This is a genomic window from Duganella levis (assembly GCF_009857605.1).
Lineage (GTDB): Bacteria > Pseudomonadota > Gammaproteobacteria > Burkholderiales > Burkholderiaceae_D > Rugamonas > Rugamonas levis.
In genome coordinates, this window is the sequence record NZ_WWCT01000001.1 from 341,444 (window position 1) to 362,131 (window position 20,688).

Annotated in this window: 17 protein-coding genes; 13 read left to right on the forward strand and 4 right to left on the reverse strand. The window is 63.4% G+C overall.

The annotated features are described in order from the left end of the window. Nucleotides 1-24: 24 nt before the first annotated feature. Complete coding sequence (locus tag GTP69_RS01545) at nucleotides 25-339, reverse strand: CzcE family metal-binding protein (RefSeq protein WP_161053217.1); 315 nt, start codon at nucleotides 337-339, stop codon at nucleotides 25-27. A 160-nt stretch (nucleotides 340-499) separates the two neighbouring features. On the opposite strand from GTP69_RS01545, the gene GTP69_RS01550 reads away from it, so the two are divergent. Both GTP69_RS01550 and GTP69_RS01555 read left to right on the forward strand, forming a co-directional pair. Beyond that, entirely contained in the window at nucleotides 500-2,866 is a 2,367-nt protein-coding gene (locus GTP69_RS01550; protein ID WP_161053218.1) for an acyl-CoA dehydrogenase, read from the forward strand. 61 nt (nucleotides 2,867-2,927) lie between these two features. After that, nucleotides 2,928-5,882 carry a sensor histidine kinase gene (locus GTP69_RS01555; RefSeq protein ID WP_161053219.1) on the forward strand — a complete coding sequence of 985 codons (2,955 nt, stop codon included), beginning with the start codon at nucleotides 2,928-2,930 and terminating at the stop codon, nucleotides 5,880-5,882. On the opposite strand, the gene GTP69_RS01560 is transcribed toward GTP69_RS01555, so the two are convergent. Next, nucleotides 5,842-6,675: a ferritin-like domain-containing protein gene (locus GTP69_RS01560; protein WP_161053220.1), complete on the reverse strand. Its 834-nt coding sequence runs from the start codon at nucleotides 6,673-6,675 to the stop codon at nucleotides 5,842-5,844. The genes GTP69_RS01555 and GTP69_RS01560 overlap by 41 nt on opposite strands. Before the next feature lie 176 nt (nucleotides 6,676-6,851). On the opposite strand from GTP69_RS01560, the gene GTP69_RS01565 reads away from it, so the two are divergent. The 11 genes from GTP69_RS01565 (at nucleotide 6,852) to GTP69_RS01615 (ending at nucleotide 18,294) form a co-directional block, all read left to right on the forward strand. Beyond that, complete coding sequence (locus GTP69_RS01565; protein ID WP_161053221.1) at nucleotides 6,852-7,385, forward strand: PRC-barrel domain-containing protein; 534 nt, start codon at nucleotides 6,852-6,854, stop codon at nucleotides 7,383-7,385. Nucleotides 7,386-7,484: 99 nt separating this feature from the next. Beyond that, nucleotides 7,485-8,915: a circularly permuted type 2 ATP-grasp protein gene (locus GTP69_RS01570; RefSeq protein ID WP_161053222.1), complete on the forward strand. Its 1,431-nt coding sequence runs from the start codon at nucleotides 7,485-7,487 to the stop codon at nucleotides 8,913-8,915. A gap of 2 nt (nucleotides 8,916-8,917) precedes the next feature. Next, complete coding sequence (locus tag GTP69_RS01575) at nucleotides 8,918-9,865, forward strand: alpha-E domain-containing protein (protein WP_161053223.1); 948 nt, start codon at nucleotides 8,918-8,920, stop codon at nucleotides 9,863-9,865. A 15-nt stretch (nucleotides 9,866-9,880) separates the two neighbouring features. Further along, entirely contained in the window at nucleotides 9,881-10,681 is an 801-nt protein-coding gene (locus tag GTP69_RS01580; RefSeq protein WP_161053224.1) for a transglutaminase family protein, read from the forward strand. Nucleotides 10,682-10,741: 60 nt separating this feature from the next. Further along, nucleotides 10,742-11,599 (forward strand): proteasome-type protease, encoded by an 858-nt coding sequence (locus GTP69_RS01585; RefSeq protein ID WP_229260752.1) that lies wholly within the window; start codon nucleotides 10,742-10,744, stop codon nucleotides 11,597-11,599. A gap of 60 nt (nucleotides 11,600-11,659) precedes the next feature. Continuing rightward, the gene (locus GTP69_RS01590; RefSeq protein ID WP_161053226.1) at nucleotides 11,660-12,055 is read left to right on the forward strand and encodes an Hpt domain-containing protein; all 396 of its coding nucleotides are present in this window, start codon (nucleotides 11,660-11,662) and stop codon (nucleotides 12,053-12,055) included. A 336-nt stretch (nucleotides 12,056-12,391) separates the two neighbouring features. Beyond that, nucleotides 12,392-12,820, forward strand: a complete 429-nt coding sequence (locus GTP69_RS01595; protein WP_161053227.1) for a hypothetical protein — start codon at nucleotides 12,392-12,394, stop codon at nucleotides 12,818-12,820. Between the two features lie 69 nt (nucleotides 12,821-12,889). Further along, nucleotides 12,890-13,801, forward strand: coding sequence for a LysR family transcriptional regulator (locus GTP69_RS01600; RefSeq protein WP_161053228.1), 912 nt, complete (start codon nucleotides 12,890-12,892; stop codon nucleotides 13,799-13,801). Between the two features lie 83 nt (nucleotides 13,802-13,884). Beyond that, complete coding sequence (locus tag GTP69_RS01605; RefSeq protein ID WP_161053229.1) at nucleotides 13,885-15,819, forward strand: serine protein kinase; 1,935 nt, start codon at nucleotides 13,885-13,887, stop codon at nucleotides 15,817-15,819. Between the two features lies 1 nt (nucleotide 15,820). Then, nucleotides 15,821-16,942 (forward strand): DUF444 family protein, encoded by a 1,122-nt coding sequence (locus GTP69_RS01610; RefSeq protein ID WP_161053230.1) that lies wholly within the window; start codon nucleotides 15,821-15,823, stop codon nucleotides 16,940-16,942. After that, on the forward strand, nucleotides 16,939-18,294 hold the full coding sequence (locus tag GTP69_RS01615) for a SpoVR family protein (protein ID WP_161053231.1): 1,356 nt from the start codon (nucleotides 16,939-16,941) through the stop codon (nucleotides 18,292-18,294). The genes GTP69_RS01610 and GTP69_RS01615 overlap by 4 nt, the downstream gene beginning before the upstream one ends. Here GTP69_RS01615 and GTP69_RS01620 read toward each other — a convergent pair. Next, on the reverse strand, nucleotides 18,287-19,348 hold the full coding sequence (locus GTP69_RS01620) for an SDR family oxidoreductase (RefSeq protein WP_161053232.1): 1,062 nt from the start codon (nucleotides 19,346-19,348) through the stop codon (nucleotides 18,287-18,289). The two genes, GTP69_RS01615 and GTP69_RS01620, sit on opposite strands and share 8 nt — an antisense overlap. Further along, complete coding sequence (locus tag GTP69_RS01625; RefSeq protein WP_161053233.1) at nucleotides 19,348-20,628, reverse strand: nucleotide sugar dehydrogenase; 1,281 nt, start codon at nucleotides 20,626-20,628, stop codon at nucleotides 19,348-19,350. Before GTP69_RS01625 ends, GTP69_RS01620 begins: the two co-directional genes overlap by 1 nt. Nucleotides 20,629-20,688 lie beyond the last annotated feature (60 nt).

Here is a 20,688-nt window from a genome sequence, read left to right on the forward strand (position 1 = left end):
GCTGAAGATTAGGAATGGCTGAAATCAACGGTAGGTCGGGTCGCGATCGACATACACCTGCACGCCGCTGGTATCGAAACCGGCCGGCGCAATCGAGGACAGCTGGAAATCGTCGGCCTCGCGCAGGGTGCGGAAATTCCAGGTGAAAGTCTGGCCGCCGCGCACGAAGGTCACGGTATCGCCGTTATCCACGTTCACATAGCGGGTTTGCGGCGTAATCGTGATGACTTTTCCGGCTGCGGCGGCTGGCAGCACGCTGCCGAAATGCTGGTCGGCGGCCTGCGCGCCTACGCTGACAGAAAACAGCAACGCCAGGGTAATAACAATACGTTGGGACATGATCTTCTCCGGGGTGAATGATAGTGAGGCGATTATAGAAACCCGTCGATTACGCCAGCATGGCCCGCGGATTACACTTTTATGACAGCCTGTATGAGCGCAACCGTACAGTAACGCGCGATTCGCTGGGTTATCGTCCGCCTAACTAGAGGAGATCACCATGATGCTATGGATACTTGCGGCCGTCGTCGTCGCCTTCGTTGTATTGCTTGCTTATGCGCCGCTGCGGCGCAGCCTGATCACACCGCGTATCTACGCGCTGTTCAAGCGCATCCTGCCGCCGATGTCCGACACCGAGCGCGACGCGCTGGAAGCCGGCACCACCTGGTGGGACGCCGACCTGTTCTCCGGCCGTCCGGACTGGAACAAATTCATGGAGCTCAAGCGCCCCACCCTCACCGCCGAAGAGCAGGCCTTCCTGAACAACGAAGTGCGCCAGCTGTGCGAGATGGTGGATGACTGGGAGGCCACCCAGGTATGGCAAGGCCTGCCGGCGCCGGCCTGGCAATTCGCCCGCGACAAGGGCTTCCTCGGCATGATCATTCCCAAGCATTACGGCGGCAAGGCGTTTTCGGCCTATATGCATTCGCAGGTGGTGATGATGCTGTCGACGCGCTGCTCGGCGCTGGCGGTGCAGGTGATGGTGCCCAATTCGCTGGGGCCAGCCGAACTGCTGCTGCATTACGGCACCGACCAGCAAAAGGATTACTACCTGCCGCGCCTCGCCAAGGGCGACGAAATCCCCTGCTTCGCGCTGACCAGCCCGTATGCTGGTTCGGACGCTGCCGCCATTCCGGATACCGGCGTGGTCTGCATGGGCCAGCATGAAGGCCGCGAGGTGCTGGGCTTGCGCATCACCTGGAACAAGCGCTACATCACGCTGGGACCGATCGCCACGCTGCTCGGCCTGGCCTTCCGCGTCACCGATCCGGACAAGCTGCTGCCGGCGGACGCCAAACCCGGCATCACCTGCGCGCTGATCCCGACCACCCATCCGGGCGTGGTGATCGGCCGCCGCCACTGGCCGCTGAACGCCGTGTTCCAGAACGGCCCGACCAGCGGCAAGGACGTGTTCATTCCGATGGAGTGGATCATCGGCGGGCCGCAGCAAATCGGCAAAGGCTGGCGCATGCTGATGGAATGCCTGGCCGCCGGCCGCGCCATTTCGCTGCCCTCGGCCAGCGTCGGCACGGCCAAGCTGGCAGTGCGCGGCACCAGCGCGTATTGCGCGATCCGCCGCCAGTTCAACACCGCCATCGGGAAATTTGAAGGTGTGCAGGAAGCGCTGGCGCGCATGGGCGCCAATCTGTATATGATGGATGCGGCGCGCAAGCTGTCGGCGCTGGCCGTCGATCTGGGGGAAAAGCCGGCCGTCATCTCGGCCATCGCCAAATACCATGTGACCGAGCGCGGCCGCGCAGTCGTCAACGACGGCATGGATATCCTGGGCGGCAAAGGCATTTGCATGGGGCCGTCCAACTTCCTGGCGCGGGCCTATCAGCAGATTCCGATAGCCATCACGGTGGAAGGCGCCAATATTCTCACGCGCTGCCTGATCATCTTCGGCCAGGGCGCGATTCGCTCCCATCCTTATGTGCTGAAGGAAATGCGCTCCACCGCCGACGCCGACCAGCGCCAAGGGTTGATCGACTTCGACGCCGCCTTCTTCGGCCACATGCGCTTCACCATTGGCAACGCCTTCCGTTCGCTGTGGTACAGCTTCACCGGCGCCGTGACCGCGCCCGTACCGCGTCGCGCATCAAGCGAGATGGGCCGCTATTACCGCGCCGTTGGCCGCCTGTCCACCGCATTTGCGCTGATGACCGATTTGTCGATGTTCACGCTGGGCGGCGACCTGAAACGGCGCGAACGCATCTCGTCGCGCCTGGGTGATGTGCTGTCCATGCTGTACCTGATCAGCGCCACGCTGAAACGCTACGAGGATGATGGCCATCAGGAAGCCGACGCACCGTACGCGCACTGGTCGATACAGGATGCGCTCGACAAGGCGCAAATCGCACTCGTTGGCGTGCTGGACAACTTCCCCAGCCGTCCTGCTGCCTGGCTGGCGCGGCTGCTGGTATTCCCGTTCGGCCTGCCGTATGCGGCGCCGTCCGACCGCATCGGCGCTGAAGTCGCGACCGCCATGCAAACCCACGGCGACTCCCGCGAACGGCTGCTGGCCGACAGTTTCCTGGCTGACGACCTGCGCGATCCGGTCGCCTGCGGCGAGCTGGCGTTCGGCCTGCTGGGCATGGTAGATGGCATCGAACATCGTCTGAAGCCGGCCATCAAGTCCGGCAAGCTGCCGCCGATACCGCAAAGCCTGCCGGAGATGGAGCACTGGATCGCCAATGCCGCATCCCAAGGCCTGATGACGCCGGAAGAACGCCGCGCCATGTCGGACTTTGCCCGCTACACCGACTTGTCGGTGCACGTGGACGACTTCCCGCCCGACCTCAACGCGGCGGCCGACGCCGAACAGCGCCGCCGCATGGCGCCGCAAGCGCAAGCAGAGACGGCCTGAGTTGCTTTAGAATAAGCCCCTTTGCGGCAGCACTGCTGCGACTGCTTTCGCATAGGGCCTTATGTTTTTTCGATCCGCGCTGTTTGGTTTCCTCGTTTTCCTGGTCTCTACTGTCGCCGCCGCGCCCCTGCGACCGTATTGGCATACCAGCATGGTGCATGCCGCCTGGACCAAGCGTGACGGCGCACCTGCCGCCGTGTTCGATATGGCGCAGGACCAACGCGGCATGCTGTGGTTCACCGCCACCGACGGCGTCTACCATTTCGACGGCGTGCGCTTCGCGCGCACCACGGCCATCGACGGCAATCCGCTGCGCTCGTCCAATACCAACGGCATGCTGGCGGTCGGCACGGCGCTGTGGATAGGCTATAACTTCGGCGGCGTCAGCGTCTTCGACCAGGGCAAGGTGCGCCATTACGGCACGGCGGAAGGCCTGCCGGAGCGTAGTGTTTATCACATCGATCGCACCGGCAACGGCGTGATGTGGATCGCCAGCAGCGCGGGCCTGTACTGGCTGGACGGCGCGCGCTGGCGCCATGTGGAACCCGAGGAGGGTCTGCCGGCCGGCGATTTCCATTACTTCACGGCGCTGACGGACGGCAGCATCCTGGCCTACCACCCGCAAGGCCTGTACCGTAGCAATGCCAACGGCCATCAATTCCATCTGGTGTCGAACGACAAGCAGATCGAAATCGGCCATCTGCTGCCGGACGGCGATGTGCTGGCGGTCAGTGTCGATCATCGGCTGTACCGCTACACACCGCGCGACGACAAGTTCCAGCCCATTATTTTGCCGGATGGCGAACAGCCGTTCGGGGTGTTTGTCGACCATCGCGGCGGCATCTGGATTAATACGGATGACGGCGTCAAGCTGCTGGGCCGGGATCTGCGCGTGCAACGCACCTTTCTGGCGCCGCAAAACCTCAGTGGCAAGCTGATCTACAACATGCTGGAAGACCGTGAAGGCAATGTCTGGCTGACCACAGAAAACGGCGTCGACCGCATCCGCGAGTCGCGCCTGACCGCCATTTCCCTGCCGCCGCGCATGTTCAGCGGCTTGAGCGTGCGCGCCGACCGCGACGGCACCGTCTGGATCGGCAATTACCAGACCACCGGCAATTACGAATTGAACAGCTTCGGCCTGCATGGCGACGGCAGCCGCGAAGCGACGCCCCTGACCAACATCACCGCCACGGCGCGCGCGCCGGATGGCAGCGTCTGGTTCGGCAACGCCGAAAAGATCTGGCACCGGGAAGACGGCCGCTGGCGCAGTTGGCCCTTGCCGCCCGAGTTGCGCGGTCATGAGGTGCAGGCCTTGGCGATGGACCGCGCCGGCCGCCTGTGGGTATCGGTGCTGCGCAAGGGCGTGCATGTGCTGCATGACGGCCAGTGGCAGGCGGGCGGCGGCCATGCCGAGCTGGCGCCGCGCACGGCCGTGTCGCTGTATGCCGATCCGCACGGTGCGGTCTGGATCGGCTATCCCGGCAATCACCTGGCGCTGGTGCAAGGCGATGCGGTGCGCCAGTTCGGCCCGGAGGATGGCCTGGAGGTAGGCAACGTCACGGTCATGGATAGCGGCGGCGGCCATCTGTGGGTCGGTGGCGACCAGGGTGTTGCGGTGTTCACCGGCGGCCGCTTCGCCGCCCTCTCTGACGCGGCTGGTCAGCGCATGAACGGCGTTTCCGGGCTGGTCGCGGCCAGGGACGGCGGCTTGTGGCTGCATGGCGCTGACGGCCTGATCCGCGTCACCGCGCCGGCGCTCAAGGCCGCGCTGGCCGACGGCAGCCATCGGCTGCAAGCCGAGCACTTCGATTACCTGGATGGCCACGAAGGCAAGCCGGCTCAGTTGCGGCCGCTGTCGGCGCTGACCGAGGCGCCTGACGGTAGGCTGTGGTACGCCACTACCGGCAGTGTCGGCTGGATCGATCCGTCCCGCATCGACAGCAATCCGCTGCCGCCAGCGCCACAGATTACCGCCTTGCGCACCGACAGTCAGGGCTATTCCCCGCAATCCGGCCTGGTCCTGCCGCAGCACACCACCAACCTGGAATTGGATTTCACGGCGGCCGCGCTGTCGATCCCGGAGCGGGTACGGTTCCGCTACCGCCTGCTGGGACTGGAGTCAGGCTGGCGTGACGCCGGCGTCCGCCGCACCGCTTTCTATACCAACCTGAGCCCCGGCCAGTACCGGTTTGAAGTCAGCGCCATGAATGAAGACGGCGTCTGGAGTACGGCGCCGGGCGCTCTCGCCTTCAGCATCACGCCGGCGTTTACGCAAACCCTGTGGTTCAAACTGGTGTGCGGGCTGGTGGTGTTGGGCGCGCTGTATCTGCTTTACTGCTGGCGGCTGGCGCTGGCGACGCGACGAATGGCGGAACGGATGGGCGAACGGCGCCGGGAGCGCGAACGCATCGCCCGCACCTTGCACGACAATTTCCTGCAAAGTGTGCAAACGCTGATGATCTTCTTCTCGCAGGTAAAGAAGGGTTTGTCGCCGACCGATCCGGCGCAAAAGCGCATCGACGCCGCGCTGGACGCCGCCGACCTGGTGCTGAACGAAGGCCGCTCGCAAGTCCACGAACTGCGCAGCACTGCGCTGCAGGAAGAACTCGATAGCGCCTTGTCCGGCGTCGGCCAGACGCTGGGCGAGCAACATGGCGTGCGCTTTGCGCTGGAAGTGGTCGGTGCGCCGCTGCCGTTACGCGAGGAAATCGCGGCGGAAGCCTACGCGATCGCCCGCGAGGCCATGCTCAACGCTTTCCGGCATGCGAACAGCGACGACGTTACGGTGACGCTGACCTATACGCGCAAGCATTTCATGCTGACCGTCGCCGACCAGGGCCAGGGACTGAGCGCCGATGTGCTAGCCGCCGGCGAACGTCCCGGCCACTGGGGCTTGCCGGGCATGCGCGAACGTGCTGAGAGCGTCGGCGGGGTGCTGACCGTGCACAGCGCGGCCGGCGCCGGCACCAGGATTATTTTGCGTCTGCCGGGGCGGCGCGCGTACCGGCGCTGACCAGCGTCTGCAATTCCTCTTCGGTAAAGCCGGCCTGCCGGCGCGCTTCCAGATTGAACGGGCCGCGCGGCGTCGGCGCCTTGTATTGCGCCGCCAGCGCGGCGTAGGCCGGGATCAGCTCCAGCCCGCGCAGGCGGCACAGGTAGCCATACCAGCGATTGCCGATTTCCACATGACCGATTTCGTCGCGCAGGATGATGTCGAGAATGGCGGCGGCGTCCTTGTCGCCGGCCTGGGCCAGCTTGGCGCGCAGCGGCGGATTGGCGTCGAGACCGCGCGCCTCGAGCGTGCGCGGCACCAGCGCCATGCGCGCCAGCACGTCGTCGCTGGTCTTGGCCACCATCTCCCACAGGCTGTCGTGCGCCAGGAACTGACCGTAGCCATAGCCCAGCCGCTGTAAATGTTCTTCCAGCAGCGAAAAATGGTAAGCCTCTTCCCTGGCGACCTGTAGCCAGTCGGTGTAGTAAGCGGCCGGCATGCCGGCAAAGCGCCAGATCGCATCCAGGGCCAGGTTGACGGCGTTGAATTCGATATGCGCCAGCGCGTGGATCAGCATGGCACGGCCTTCCGGCGTATTCATGGCGCGGCGCCCCACTTGCAGCGGCGGCACCAATTCCGGCCGCTCGGGCCGGCCCGGAATCTGCGCCGCCGAGGTCAGCTCCGCCGCCGGGTCAGGCAGGCAAGCGCCCTGCTCCGATGCCTTCGACAAGGCGTACACCGCCGCCACCTTGGCCATCGGATCGGGCTCGGTCAGGCATTGCAGCGCGCGGGCGCGGAGTTCGGTAGCAGTCATGCGGAGTCTTCCAATTTGCGAGGGCGGTAGTGTAGCACTTTGGTTCTTCAAGAACTAATCCCTGTCCTACACCCACACTGCACGCGCACCGATACCTCAACTGTCGGGCAAGCAGCATGATGATGCCTGTCACCGCATCGTCTGACGCGGGACCTTACCAACCTTTGGAGACCATCATGAGCTATCTAGACCGCGACACCTACGGCATTTATCGCAGCGACGACGCAACCGGCCCAGGCCCACGCCTGATGGGCGCCGACACGCTCATCGGTGAGGACGTGTACAACCGCCAGGACGAAGACCTGGGCGATATCAAGGAAATCATGCTGGACATCCGCAGCGGCCAAGTGGCTTACGCTGTGCTGTCGTTCGGCGGCTGGCTGGGCATGGGCGACAAGCTGTTCGCCGTGCCATGGCAAGCGCTGCAACTGGACACCGACAACAAGCGTTTCCTGCTGGACGTGTCCAAAGAGCACCTGAAAAATGCTCCAGGCTTTGACCAGGACAATTGGCCCGACATGGCCAGCACCGAGTTCAACACCCAACTGCACAGCTTCTACGGCACCCAGCAAAACGTTCCCGGCGGCGTGACGTCGACCGGCAGCGTGATGGGCAGCGGCAGCGCCAGCCTGCAAAGCGATCCGGGCTACATCGATCCAACCTACAGCAACCGCGGCGGCAGCATCGGCTCGGGCAGCGGCAATATCTGATTGACGGCGCCCTCCCCGGGCGCCTGCACCAAAAGCGGGCATTCCCCTTGGCACGTTTCTTGATAGAAGAATAAACGTGCCAAACAGGGAATGTCCGATATGCCAAAATTCTTCAATGAAATGACAGCTGACGGCCTGGCGCACACTGCCAGCGCCGACGTGCGTGAACACTACCGCGAATTCTGCGGCTGGCTGCAGCGCCAATCCGCCGACACCATCGAACGCAAGCGCGCCGAGGCCGACCTCACCTTCCGCCGCGTCGGCATCACCTTCGCCGTGTATGGCGACGATGCCGGCACCGAGCGCTTGATTCCGTTCGATACCATCCCCCGCATTATCCCCGCCGCCGAGTGGAAGCAGTTGCAGACCGGCCTGGTCCAGCGCGTCAAGGCGTTGAATATGTTCATCCACGATATTTATCACGACCAGAACATCATCAAGGCCGGCATTATTCCTGCCGAGCAAATCTACCAGAACGCCCAGTACCGGCCGGAGATGCAAGGCATTAACGTGGTGTCCGACATCTACGCCCACATCGCCGGGGTCGATATCGTGCGCGCCGGCCAGGGCGAGTTTTACGTGCTGGAAGACAATCTGCGGGTGCCGTCCGGCGTCTCTTATATGCTGGAAGATCGCAAGATGATGATGCGGCTGTTCCCGGAACTGTTCGCCCGCAACAAGATCGCCCCGGTCGACCATTATCCCGACATGCTGCTGGATAACCTGCGCTCCGTGGCGCCGATGGGCATCAACGACCCGACCGTGGTGGTGATGACGCCGGGCATGTACAACTCGGCCTACTTCGAGCACGCTTTCCTGGCCCAGCAAATGGGCGTGGAGCTGGTCGAAGGCAAGGATTTGTTCGTCAGCGATAACACCGTGTTCATGCGCACCACGCGCGGACCGAAGCGGGTGGACGTGATCTATCGCCGGCTGGACGACGATTTCCTCGATCCGCTGGCGTTCCGGCCGGATTCCTCGCTGGGCGTGCCGGGCCTGCTGTCGGTCTACCGCGCCGGCCGCGTGACGCTGGCCAACGCCATCGGCACCGGCGTGGCCGACGACAAGTCGATCTACCCGTATGTGCCGGACATGATCAAGTTCTACCTGTCGGAAGAACCGGTCCTGAACAATGTGCCGACCTACCAGTGTCGCAAGAAAGAAGACCTCGCCTACACGCTGGCCAACCTGCCGCAATTGGTGGTCAAGGAAGTGCACGGCGCCGGCGGCTACGGCATGCTGGTCGGGCCGGCCTCGACCAAGGCGCAGATCGAAGACTTCCGCCAGCGCCTGATCGCCAAGCCGGACGGCTACATCGCCCAGCCGACGCTGGCCCTGTCCTCCTGCCCGACCTATGTGGAAAGCGGGATCGCCCCGCGCCATATCGATCTGCGGCCGTTTGTGCTGTCCGGCAAAACCATCTCGATGGTGCCCGGCGGCCTGACGCGCGTGGCCTTGCAGGAAGGCTCACTGGTGGTGAATTCGTCGCAAGGCGGCGGCACCAAGGACACCTGGATTTTGGAGAAATAAGCATGCTGAGCCGAACCGCTGACCACTTGTTCTGGATGGCACGCTACACCGAGCGCGCCGAAAACACCGCGCGCATGCTGGACGTCAACGTGCAAACCTCGATGCTGCCGCAGTCCGACGAGGAAAACGCCCAGGGCTGGCGCGCCCTGCTCGGCATCTCCGAGCTGCAAAAGGCGTTCAACCAGAAATACCAGTCGCTGGAGGGCCGCGAAGTTATCGATTTCATGGTGCGCGATCCCGACAACACCTCCTCGATCGTGGCCTGCCTGACGCAAGCGCGCGAAAACGCCCGCGCCGTGCGCGGCACGCTGACCACGGAAGTGTGGGAGATCCAGAACCAGACCTGGCTGGACATGCAGCGTCGCCTGCAAAGCGATCTGCTGGAAACCGACCCCAGCAAGTTCTTTGAATGGGTCAAGTACCGCTCGCACCTGTCGCGCGGCGTAACGCTGGGCACCATGTTGCGCGACGAGGCGGTCAACTTCATCCGTCTTGGCACCTTCCTGGAGCGCGCCGACAACACCGCCCGCATCCTCGACGTGAAATACCACGGCGGCGCCACCGACAGCGCGGAAAGCATGAGCCAGCGCGATTTCTATTACTGGGGCGCGATGCTGCGTTCGGTGTCGGGCTTCGAGATCTACCGCAAGGTGTATCGCGACGTCATCACCCCGGCGCGCATCGCCGAGTTGCTGATCTTGCGCGGCGACATGCCGCGCTCGCTGCTGGCTTGCATGGATGAAGTGGTACAAAACCTGCACGAGGTGCGCAACGACGTCTCGGCCGATACCGAGCGCTTCGCCGGCCGCCTACGCGCCGAGCTGCAATTCGGCAAAATCGACGATATCCTGGCGGACGGCTTGCATGACACGCTGACCCGCTTCCTGGCCAACATCTATGAACTGGGCAATCGCGTCAGCCGCGATTTCCTGGTGCCGCTTGCGGCATAAGCGAAAGGCCATTCCATGCAACTGTCCATCCGGCACGAAACGCGTTACACCTACACCTTGCCGCTGGCGTACACCATCCAGCAGCTGCACCTGACGCCGCGTGTTGAGCCGCAGCAACATGTGCTGTCCTGGAACCTGGCGGCGCCCGGCCATATGCACCGCTACACCGACGCCTACGGCAACCTGTCGCACATGATGACGATGGATACCCCGCACCAGGCGCTGTCCATCGTCGCCAGCGGCGTGGTGGAAACCACGGTGCCGGATCGCGGCCGCATCGTCGCCGACGCGCTGTCGCCGCTGATTTTTACCGTGCCGACCCGGCTGACGGCCGCCACGCCCGGCATCCTGGAGCTGGCGGCGTCGTGCTTGCCCGACGGCAAGGCCATGACGCGCGACCTGATGTGCCTGGCAGAGCACATCTTTGGTGCGGTCCGGTATCAAAGCGGTGCGACCGCCGTGTCTACCACGGCCAGCGACGCCCTCGCCCTCGGCCAGGGCGTGTGCCAGGACCATGCGCACCTGTTCCTGGCCTGCTGCCATGCGCACGGCATTCCGGCGCGCTATGTGTCGGGCTATATCGACCCCGGCAATACCGGCCACGCCGCCAGCCACGCCTGGGTCGACGCCTGGGTGGACGACAAGGATCACAGCGGCTGGGTCAGCATCGACGTCACCCACGCGCGGCTGATGACGGATGCCTATTGCCGCCTGGCCACCGGTCGCGACTACGACAGCGCCGCCCCGGTGCGCGGCGTGCGACGCGGCGGCGGCACCGAGTCTCTGAGCGTGGACGTACAGATCGTGCCGCAATGAGCGGTGTAAAATAACGATACTTCAAATCAATACTTTGCAACGATGACTTATTGTGTGGGCATGCGCCTGGATGCCGGGCTGGTGTTTTTATCCGATTCACGTACCAATGCGGGCGTGGACCAGGTCGGCACGTTCCGTAAGCAGACCGTGTTTGAGATTCCCGGCGACCGCATGATGGTCATGATGACAGCTGGTAATTTGTCGATATCGCAATCGATCCGCCAGCTGGTGTCGGAGCTGATCGACGATGCCGGCCATACCATCTGGACCGCGCCGAGCGTGTATGACGCCGCGCGCATTCTCGGCCAGGCGGTGCGTCAGGTGCATGAGCGCGATGCCAAGACGCTGGCGGACTTCGGCATCGAATTCAATGTCAGCATCATTTTCGGCGGCCAGGTCAAGGGCGAGCGTTGCAGGTTGTTCCAGATTTACTCAGCCGGCAACTTCATCGAAGCGCACGACGAAAACACCTATTTCCAGATCGGCGAAGCCAAATATGGCAAGCCCATCATCGACCGCGTGGTCACGCCGGCCACCTCGCTGGACGACGCCGCCAAGTGCGCGCTGATTTCCATGGATTCGACGCTGCGCTCCAACGTCTCGGTGGGGCTGCCCCTTGATTTGCTGGTGTATGAAAACAACCAGCTGGCCGTCACCCATTTTGTAACAATTGATGACCGTAACGAGTATTTCCAGATGATCCGCAGCACCTGGGGCGACCAGCTGAAGAGCGTATTCGAAGGCCTGGAAGCGCCGGTGTGGAACGCCGCACCGGAAACGCCGGGCACAGTGTTACATTCCACCCACACTGGCGGCAAACCGGTACGGGTCACGCCACCGGCCGGCATGGCGGCGCCCAAGGTGTCCAGCCCGCCGTTGCAGACACTGTCACAGCAATTTCACGACGGACAACAGTAATGGGACGCGCGCCCAACGGGGCGTATGATAGGATAAAGACAACCCATTCTGGAGCAATGCATGAGTGACGCCTCGCCATCGCAACCTGAACTGAGCATTTTCACGGTCGACACCTTGTTGAAGTACATGGGAAATGACGATAAAGCGCTGGCCATCGTCGCCAAGATCGTCCGTGACGCCTGCGTGCCGCGCATGACGCCGTTGGAACAGGCCGGCGCCGCCCTGCGCGAGGATCGCCTGGCCGAGGCCGGCAAAATCTTCCACAGCCTGCGCGGCTCGATCGGCGCGCTGGGCGCCAAACGGCTGGTGGCGGCCTCACTCAAGCTGGAACAGGCCATCGTTGAGCGCCAGCAGGCACTGATCCCGCCATTATTTGCCGCACTGGAGTCCGAATATCAACTGGTGTTGCGCGAAGCCGACGACTGGCTTCAACGCCATGCCCCACCCGGCATCTGAGCTGCCATCACACTTCACGATTTGTGAAGCCACATTCATGCTGCACCGCACAGCACGAGACTAGCACGTAACTTTTATGCCATTAACGAATGGTTACAATTGTTACCCCCATTTGCCATGTGCAGCCTAGTTGCAGAAAATCTTCATGCTAATATCGCCAGCACTTGCCGAGCGTGCGCCATGACTTACAACAACTTTGTAGAATTCGGGTTCGATTGTTTCATTTTGCAAGTTATTGCGTAATAGACAATTTGCCCAGATGCAAGTATAATGGTGCAATGCATCGAGCTTTGTGTGCAATGTTTGTTTAATGGCTTTACAACAAGGGTCTAAAGTATGGAATTATTCAACAAGTCTGGTGTGTTGGTATCTGCGGTGCTGGTCACCGTTGGCGCTTTGATCGCCTGCCAGGCTCAGGAGGATGCAATTCCATCGTCGACGGTGATTGAAGCCGCCGCCATGCAACTCAGCCCTGGCGGCCAGCCGGCCGCCGAACGCCGCCTGCAAGAATGGGCCGACCAGGGCTCGCCGGTGGCCCAGCGCGAGCTGGCCCTGCGCTATCTGGCCAATCCGGACAAACGCCGCGAAGCGATGCAGCTGTTTGAGCGCGCCGCCAGCGCTGGCGACGCCCAGGCTGCCGTCGGCCTGGTGGGCATGTCGCACGAAGCCAGCAACGCCACCAACCGCGTCGGCAGCGCCGGCCCGGCACTGAACGCCGGCCGCGTGATCAAGGAAGCCGCCACCGCCAACTACGTCGCGCATTAAGCCGTCGCGCCGTCAAATACAGAGCCGCCCACCCTCCGGTGCGGCGGCTTTTTTCTTTGGGAGTGAGGCATGGACCGTCTGCGCGCGCTGGAAGTGTTTGTGGAAGTCGTCAAGCGCGACGGTTTTGCGCGCGCGGCCGAGGCGCTGGATACCTCGCCTGCCAATGTGACCCGCTACATCAGCGACCTGGAAGCCCATCTGCAAACCCGGCTGCTGAACCGCAGCTCGCGCAAAATGTCGCTGACCTCCAGCGGCGAGGCGCTGTTTGAGCGCGCCAAGTCGATCCTGGACGATGTGGCCGAAGCCGAGGCCATCGTCTCGTCCGCTACCTTGCAGCCGCATGGCGTGCTGCGCATCAATGCACCGCTGAGCTTTGGCGTGCTGCACCTGGCGCCGCTGTGGGCCAAGTTCATGCGGCTGTATCCCGAGGTGAAACTGGACGTGTCGCTGATCGACCGCGTGGTCGATATTGTCGAGGAAGGCTACGACATGGCGGTGCGCATCTCGCGCGCCGGTTCCACTGCCAACGTCGCCCGCAAGCTGGCCACTTCGCAGAATGTGCTGTGCGCGTCGCCGGACTACATCCAGCAGCGCGGCATGCCACAGACCCCGGCCGAGCTGTTACAGCATGACGGCATCGGCTACAGTTACGCCGCCAACGCCGACGAATGGCCGATGCTGGACGCCAGCGGCCAGACCCACACGGTCAAGATGCCGTGCGTGATGCATACCAACAACGGCGATACGGCGCGCGCCGCCGCGCTGGGCGGACTTGGCGTCATCTGGCAGCCGACGTTCCTGGTCGGCGCCGACCTGCGCGCCGGCCGCCTGCAACGCGTGCTGCCCGACTACCACATGCCGGATATGGACGTGCTGGCGATCTATCCCAGTCGCCGTCACCTGAGCGCCAAAGTGCGGGTGATGATCGATTTCCTGGTGCAGGAACTGGCCGGTACACCGCCGTGGGACCGCACCGCGTAAAAGTTCCCTTTTTTCGTTTGAGGCAGATCATCTGAGCCTGTGCCCGAGCGCCGATACTCCCAGATTGCGGAGGACAGGCGACGATGGAACCGACACAATCCCAAGAGACATTTCGCGACCAGTTGCGTGCCTTTACGCAGCAGCACCGCGCCGGCCACTGGCGCGGCAGTTTTGCCGAGTTCATGGAGCAGGTGCTGCCGCCGGCCCCTGGCCAGTTGGCGCGCTCATCGCATCAATACATCTGGGACATGCTGCGCTGGAGCGGCAAGCAAGGCGACGACGGCAAGCTGCGCTGTTCGCTGTTTGCCGACGAGTTGTTCGGCATCGATGACGCCCTGGCCCGCGTGGCCGACTATTTCAAGGCGGCGGCGGCCGGGTCGGAAGTGGGACGGCGGCTGCTGCTGCTGCTGGGCCCCCCATCGGGCGGCAAATCGACGCTGGTGATCCGCCTCAAGCGCGGGCTGGAGGAATACAGTTACACCGACGCTGGCGCCATGTACGGCATCGCCGGCTGTCCGGTGCATGAATCGCCGCTGCATCTGGTGCCGCACACGCTACGCGCCGGCTTCCGCGACAGTTACGGGGTGGACGTGGTCGGCGAACTCTGCCCGCATTGCCGCATGCGGCTGGAATACGAGCTGGGCGGCGACTTTCTGCGCATGCCGGTCGAGCGCATTTTCATCTCCGAGGCCGGCCGCAGCGCCATCGGCACCTACGCGCCGCATGATCCGAATACCGCCGATGTAGCCGACCTGGTCGGCTCGGTCGACCTGTCGCGCGTGGCCGAGTATGGCGATGAAGGCGATCCGCGCGCGTGGTCGTGGTCCGGCACCGTGTACGCGGCCAGCCGCGGCGTGCTGGAAATGATCGAAATCCTCAAGGTCAAGCGCGAATTCCTCTACCTGCTGCTGACGCTGACGCAGGAGAAAAACGTCAAGGTCGCCCGCTTCCCGCTGATTTATCTCGACGAAACCATCCTGGCCCACACCAACCTGGCGGAATTCCGCAAGTTTTTGCAGGAAAGCGAAAACGAGGGGCTGCTGGACCGCATGGTCATCGTGCAAGTGCCCTACACCCTCAACTACCGCGAGGAGGCGCGGATTTATCGCAAGCTGATCCTGTCGGCGCCGGCGTTCCGCGACGTCCATCTCGATCCGCATGTACTGCACGCGGCGGCCGTGTTCGCCGTGCTGAGCCGGCTGCACGAGAGCGAGGAGCGCGATACCGACATGGCCCGGCGCGTACGCATTCACGCCGGCGAGGACGTTGACGGCGTGCATCACAACGAGGCGCTGCGCGTGCGCAACAAGGAGCGGTCGCCGGATGAGGGCTTGTCCGGCGTGTCGCCGCGCTTTGTCATCAACGGCTTGTCGCACGCTATTATCCAGTCTGCGGGCCACAGCATCAGCACCATGGACTTGCTGCTGGCGCTGAAGGACGCGATCGAAAGCGACGCCCGCATCGAATCGTCGCGCAAGCGGCGCTGGGTCGATTATCTGGTGTTGACGCGCAAGGAGTTCTATAACCGCTGGGTCAAGGAGGACGTCCACAAGGCCTTGTTTGTGTCGTTCGAGCAGGAAGTCTCCGAGCTGCTGGACAAATACCTGGACGAAGTCGAAGCCATGCTCGACAACCGGCAGGTTAAAGATCCCATCACCAATGAAGAGCGGCGGCCGGACGAGCGCTTTCTGCGCGCGGTGGAGGAAAAGATCCATATTTCCGACTCCGGCAAGCAATCGTTCCGGCAGGAGGTGGTACGCAAGGCCATGAGCGCCTACAAGCGTGGCGAGCGCTTCGGGCTGGGCAGCCATGCGCAACTGCGCGATGCCCTGCAACAGTATCTGTTCGAGCAACGGCGTGACGTGCTGCGGCTGGTGAGCTCATCCAAGCGGCCGGACGACGAGGTGCGGGCCAAGATTTCCGCCGTCGAACAGCGGCTGGTGGACGAATACGGCTACGACAGCCATTGTGCGCGCGAAGCGCTGAACTACGTCACCACGCTGCTGGCACAGGAGTGATATGCGCAATGATTGGTATGACCTGTTCTCACGCGGCTCGCGCGACTGGCTGCGTCACAACGACAAGGTGCGCGAGGCCGTCCGCCAGCATCTGCCCGAAACGCTGTCCGGCCCGGACCTGATGAGCGGCATCGGCGAGCACAGCGTGCAAGTGCCCCTGAAGTTGCTGCAGCACGCCCGGTTTCGCCTGTCGGACGAGCACAGCACCACGGGCGCGGGCCAGGGTCCCGGCCAGCCGGGCGACGTGCTGCGCTCGCCCTACTTCGACGAGGACGAGAATGGCGCCGGCAACGAGGGCGGCGCCGTCACGCTATTGATGGAATTTTCCATGGATGAAATCATGGAATGGCTGTGGGAAGACCTGCAACTGCCGCAACTGGAACCGCGCGGCAAGGCCTCGCTGGACGACCCCGAGGTGGTGCGCGCCGGCTGGGACAAGCGCGGCGCGGCATCCCGCCTGGACCGGCGCCGCACCATCAAGGAAGCCATCAAGCGCCGCGCGGTACAGACGCAAGCGCCGCCGTTCACCAATGACGACCTGCGCTTCCGGCAACTGGTGCAGCAACCCAAGCCCAGCAGCAGCGCGGTGGTGTTTTTCATGCTGGACGTGTCGAGCAGCATGATGATCACGGAGCGCCGCCTGGCCAAGACCTTTTTCTTCCTTGCCTTGCAAGGCCTGCGCCGCAAATACCACAAGATCGAAACCCGCTTCCTGGCGCACGCCGCCGAAGCCTGGGAATTCAACGAGGGCGATTTCTTCGAGACCAGCGGCATGGGCGGCACCCTGGCGTCCACCGGCTTCCAGCTGGCGCTGGAATTGCTCCAGCGCCACTACGATCCGGCCAACTGGAATAGCTACCTGTTCTACGCCTCCGACGGCGATAATTTCTCCGAGGACCGTGCCGCCGCCAGCGTCCTGCTGGAATCATTGGCGACGCAATTGAATTATCTGGCCTACGTCGAAACCTTGCCTGGCATGCCGCGCATACAGGATACCGAAATGGGCCGCTTGTGGAAGGAGCGCGAGCGCCAAGGCTTGCCCCTGTCCAGCGCCGTGCTGGCCGATGGTGACGATGTCTTCACGGCGATACGCCAATTCCTCATGCAACAGGCGGCGTCATGACGCTGGACGACTACACCCGCCGGCTGCATACCCTGGCCGCCGGGCTGGGACTGGATTACTATCCGGTGGACTTTGAGCTGGTGCCGCAGAACTTCATGCTGGAAATCGCCGTCTACGGCATGCCGGTACGCATGCATCACTGGTCGTTCGGCCTGCGCTATATTCATCAGCTGTTGCACCACAACATGGGCCATTCGCGCATCTTCGAAGTGATGTTTCCCGGCGACCCCTGCCATGCCTACATGATGAACCGCAACTCCCTGGCCGAAAACGCACTGGTGACGGCACACGTGATCGGCCACGCCGATTTCGTCAAGCGCAATGCGCTGTTTGCGCGCTTCATGAGCATGGCCGGCGGCCGCATCCTCGAACAAAGCGCCGCCCGCGCGCACCAGATGGAAGACGCGCTGCTGCGCCATGGCCAGCAAGCCGTCGAATCCGTCCTGGATGCAGCACTGGCGCTGGAGCCGCACATCGATATCCATCAGCCGCTGTACCGCCCGCCCTACCCCGAGCAGCCCGCAGAACCGGCGTCGCCACCGGCGGCCGACGATTTTCGCCGACGCTACCTCGGCTTGCCGGGAGAGTCTGTGCCCGGCCCGCAAAAGCCGGCGCGACGCCAGATCCCGCCGTATCCGGAGCAAGACCTGTTGTGGTTCGTCGCCCGCTACGGTCCGGAATTGAAAGACTGGGAGCGCGACATTTTCCTGGCGGTACGCGAAGAGGCGTTCTATTTCTTCCCTGTCCATGCCTGCCAGATCATGAACGAAGGCTGGGCCTCCTACTGGCACGCGCGCTTGCTGCGCGAAGCGGATTTCCTGCCGCAGGATCTGTATCTGCAAGCCCTGCGCGCGCATTCCGATGTGGTCAGTCCGTATGGCAACGAGCAGCAACTGGCGCTGGCCATCAATCCCTACCACCTTGGCTTTGCGATCTGGGAAGACATCATCGAGCGTGACGGCATCGACGCCGCCCGCCGCATCTGCGCCGAGGAAGACGACTTCGGCTTTATCCGCAACCACCTGAGCGCGCAACTGGCGGAAAAACTGGACCTGTTCAGCTACCAGGCCCGCAACGACGGCGAAACCCGCGTGGTCAGCCGCGATATCCACGACGTCCACGAAGCCATCCTCGGCCCCAAGTACAACTACGGCGCGCCGTGCATCTTTGCCGAGCGCATGAATGATGACTTCAGCCTGGTGCTGCGACACGACCACGCGCGCGACGGCCGTGGCCTGGACATGGCGCAAGCCGAGCAAGTCATGCACTACGTGGCGGACGTCTGGCGCCGTCCGGTCACGCTGCACACGGTGGATTTCCGCGGCACGCCGCGCACGCTACAGGTCACTTAGCCAGGTGCTGCTCGTACCAGCGCAAGGCCTGCTTGAGTCCGCGCCGCAAATCGTGCGTCGGCGCATAGCCGAGCAGATTGGCGGCCTTGCTGATGTCGGCCTGCGAATGGCGCACGTCGCCGGCGCGGAACGGCGCATAGTGCGGCTGGTAATCGCGCAGATGCGTGTGGCGTTCGACCAACAGTTCTTGCAGCAGCAGATATAGCTCGTTGAGGCTGGTGCGTGAATTCAGCGCCACGTTGTAGACCTGGTTGACGGCGGCCCGCTTGTCGGTCAGCGCCGCCAGCAGGTTGGCTTGCACCGCGTTGGCGACATAGCAAAAGTCGCGGCTGCTTTCACCGTCGCCGTTGATCACGAGCGGGCGCTGGCCGATCATGGCCGCGATCCACTGCGGAATCACGGCGGCGTAGGCGCCGTTGGCGTCCTGGCGCGGGCCGAACACGTTGAAATAACGCAGGCCGATGGTGTCCAACTTGTAGCAGCGCGCATAAACGCCGGCGTACAGCTCGTTGACGTACTTGGTCAGCGCGTACGGCGACAGCGCGCAACCGATGTGCTGTTCGACCTTGGGCAGGCCGGGATGGTCGCCATAGCTGGCGCTGGACGCGGCATACACCATGCGCCGCACGCCGGCATGCCGCGATGCATCGAGCATCTGGAGCTGGCCGGTGACGTTGATGTCGTTGCACAGCAACGGGTCGGCCAGCGAGCGGCCGACCGAACCCAGCGCTGCCTGGTGCAGCACGTAATCGGCGCGGTCGCAGGCCTGGCGGCAGACGGCCATGTCGCGCACATCGCCTTCGATCAGGTCGAAGCAGCGCCAGGCAAGCGGGCCCACCAGTTCGCGCACCTGGTCCAGATTATGGCGGTAGCCGGTGAGGAAATTGTCCACGCCCACCACGCGCTGCCCCAGTTCCAGCAACGATTGCAGCAGGTTGGAACCGATGAAGCCGGCCACGCCGGTAATCACCCAGCGGTATTGCTCGCCTTGCAGCTTTTCGCGCACCAGCTGGTAGGCGCTGGCGGCGGGTGTGCCGTTGTCGTAGTCGCTCATCACAACCTCCATACGCTGAGGCCGCTGCTGCGCAGTGGCGCCGGGTCAAATTGCGATTTCAGGTCGATGAAGCAGCCGCTGGGAGCGATCTTGTCCAGCATCTGGCGCAGCGGCCGCGCCGCCAGTTCGCGATGGGCGACCGCGCTGATCACGGCTTCCGCAGCCGGCAAGTCGTCCCAGGCCTCCAGCCGTACGCCGTATTCGTGCAGGGCTTCGTCGGCGTCCGCCACCGGGTCGTGGACGTGGACCTGCAAGCCGTAGGATTCCAGCTCACGGATCAAGTCGCCCACCTTGGAGTTGCGCAAATCCGGGCAATTTTCCTTGAACGTCAGGCCCAGGACGTTGACGTGGCAGCCCTTGAGCTTGAAGCCGGCGCGCACCATTTCCTTGACCGTTTTCTCGGCCACAAACTTGGCCATGCTGTCGTTGATGCGGCGGCCGGCCAGGATCACGTCCGGGTGGTAGCCCAGCATGACGGCCTTGTGGGTCAGGTAATACGGATCGACGCCGATGCAGTGCCCGCCCACCAGGCCCGGCCGGAACGGCAGGAAATTCCACTTGGTGCCGGCGGCTTGCAGCACTTCCAGTGTGTCGATGTCGAGCCGGTCGAAGATGATGGCCAGCTCGTTCATCAGCGCGATGTTCAGGTCGCGCTGGGTATTTTCGATGACTTTGGCGGCCTCGGCCACCTTGATGCTGGAGGCGCGATGGACGCCCGCATCGACTACCTGTTCATACAAGGCGGCGACCCGTTCCAATGTGACGGCATCGTCGCCGGACACGACTTTGCGGATGGTCGACAGCCGATGCTCCTGGTCGCCGGGATTGATGCGCTCGGGCGAAAAGCCGACATGGAAATCGCGCTGCCAGCGCAGGCCCGAGCATCGCTCCAGGATCGGGATGCAAATCTCTTCCGTCGCACCGGGATACACGGTGGATTCGTAGACAATCACCGCGCCGGCCTTCATATGCTGCCCCACCGCCCGGCTGGCTGCGGACAAGGCGCTGAAGTCCGGATTGTGCGCCTCATCCACCGGCGTCGGCACTGCCACGATGATGTAATCGGCTTCCGCCAGCGCCACCGGGTCGCAGCCCATTTCCAGCCAGCGCGCGTCGGCGAACTGCGCGGCGCTGACCTCGCCGGCCGGATCAAGGCCGCGCCGGTAACTCGCCACCTTGCGCGCCGACAGATCCAGTCCGATGGTGCGGCGGCGCGTGCCAAACGCCACCGCCAGCGACAAACCCACATATCCCAGTCCGACTACGGCAACAACTTCCATTTAGACACCTCGTTTTGGAGTATTCATCAGCTACGTCAACTGATTCTACGAGCGCCTTTT

Excerpts from the sequence above, each read along its gene's own strand:
- GTP69_RS01545 (WP_161053217.1), bottom strand. The coding sequence starts at position 339 with ATGTCCCAACGTATTGTTATTACCCTGGCGTTGCTGTTTTCTGTCAGC.
- GTP69_RS01610 (WP_161053230.1), top strand. The coding sequence starts at position 15,821 with ATGCGCAATGATTGGTATGACCTGTTCTCACGCGGCTCGCGCGACTGG.
- GTP69_RS01595 (WP_161053227.1), top strand. The coding sequence starts at position 12,392 with ATGGAATTATTCAACAAGTCTGGTGTGTTGGTATCTGCGGTGCTGGTC.
- GTP69_RS01570 (WP_161053222.1), top strand. The coding sequence starts at position 7,485 with ATGCCAAAATTCTTCAATGAAATGACAGCTGACGGCCTGGCGCACACT.
- GTP69_RS01605 (WP_161053229.1), top strand. The coding sequence starts at position 13,885 with ATGGAACCGACACAATCCCAAGAGACATTTCGCGACCAGTTGCGTGCC.
- GTP69_RS01620 (WP_161053232.1), bottom strand. The coding sequence starts at position 19,348 with ATGAGCGACTACGACAACGGCACACCCGCCGCCAGCGCCTACCAGCTG.
- GTP69_RS01565 (WP_161053221.1), top strand. The coding sequence starts at position 6,852 with ATGAGCTATCTAGACCGCGACACCTACGGCATTTATCGCAGCGACGAC.
- GTP69_RS01600 (WP_161053228.1), top strand. The coding sequence starts at position 12,890 with ATGGACCGTCTGCGCGCGCTGGAAGTGTTTGTGGAAGTCGTCAAGCGC.
- GTP69_RS01550 (WP_161053218.1), top strand. The coding sequence starts at position 500 with ATGATGCTATGGATACTTGCGGCCGTCGTCGTCGCCTTCGTTGTATTG.
- GTP69_RS01625 (WP_161053233.1), bottom strand. The coding sequence starts at position 20,628 with ATGGAAGTTGTTGCCGTAGTCGGACTGGGATATGTGGGTTTGTCGCTG.
- GTP69_RS01555 (WP_161053219.1), top strand. The coding sequence starts at position 2,928 with ATGTTTTTTCGATCCGCGCTGTTTGGTTTCCTCGTTTTCCTGGTCTCT.
- GTP69_RS01580 (WP_161053224.1), top strand. The coding sequence starts at position 9,881 with ATGCAACTGTCCATCCGGCACGAAACGCGTTACACCTACACCTTGCCG.
- GTP69_RS01575 (WP_161053223.1), top strand. The coding sequence starts at position 8,918 with ATGCTGAGCCGAACCGCTGACCACTTGTTCTGGATGGCACGCTACACC.
- GTP69_RS01615 (WP_161053231.1), top strand. The coding sequence starts at position 16,939 with ATGACGCTGGACGACTACACCCGCCGGCTGCATACCCTGGCCGCCGGG.
- GTP69_RS01590 (WP_161053226.1), top strand. The coding sequence starts at position 11,660 with ATGAGTGACGCCTCGCCATCGCAACCTGAACTGAGCATTTTCACGGTC.
- GTP69_RS01585 (WP_229260752.1), top strand. The coding sequence starts at position 10,742 with ATGCGCCTGGATGCCGGGCTGGTGTTTTTATCCGATTCACGTACCAAT.
- GTP69_RS01560 (WP_161053220.1), bottom strand. The coding sequence starts at position 6,675 with ATGACTGCTACCGAACTCCGCGCCCGCGCGCTGCAATGCCTGACCGAG.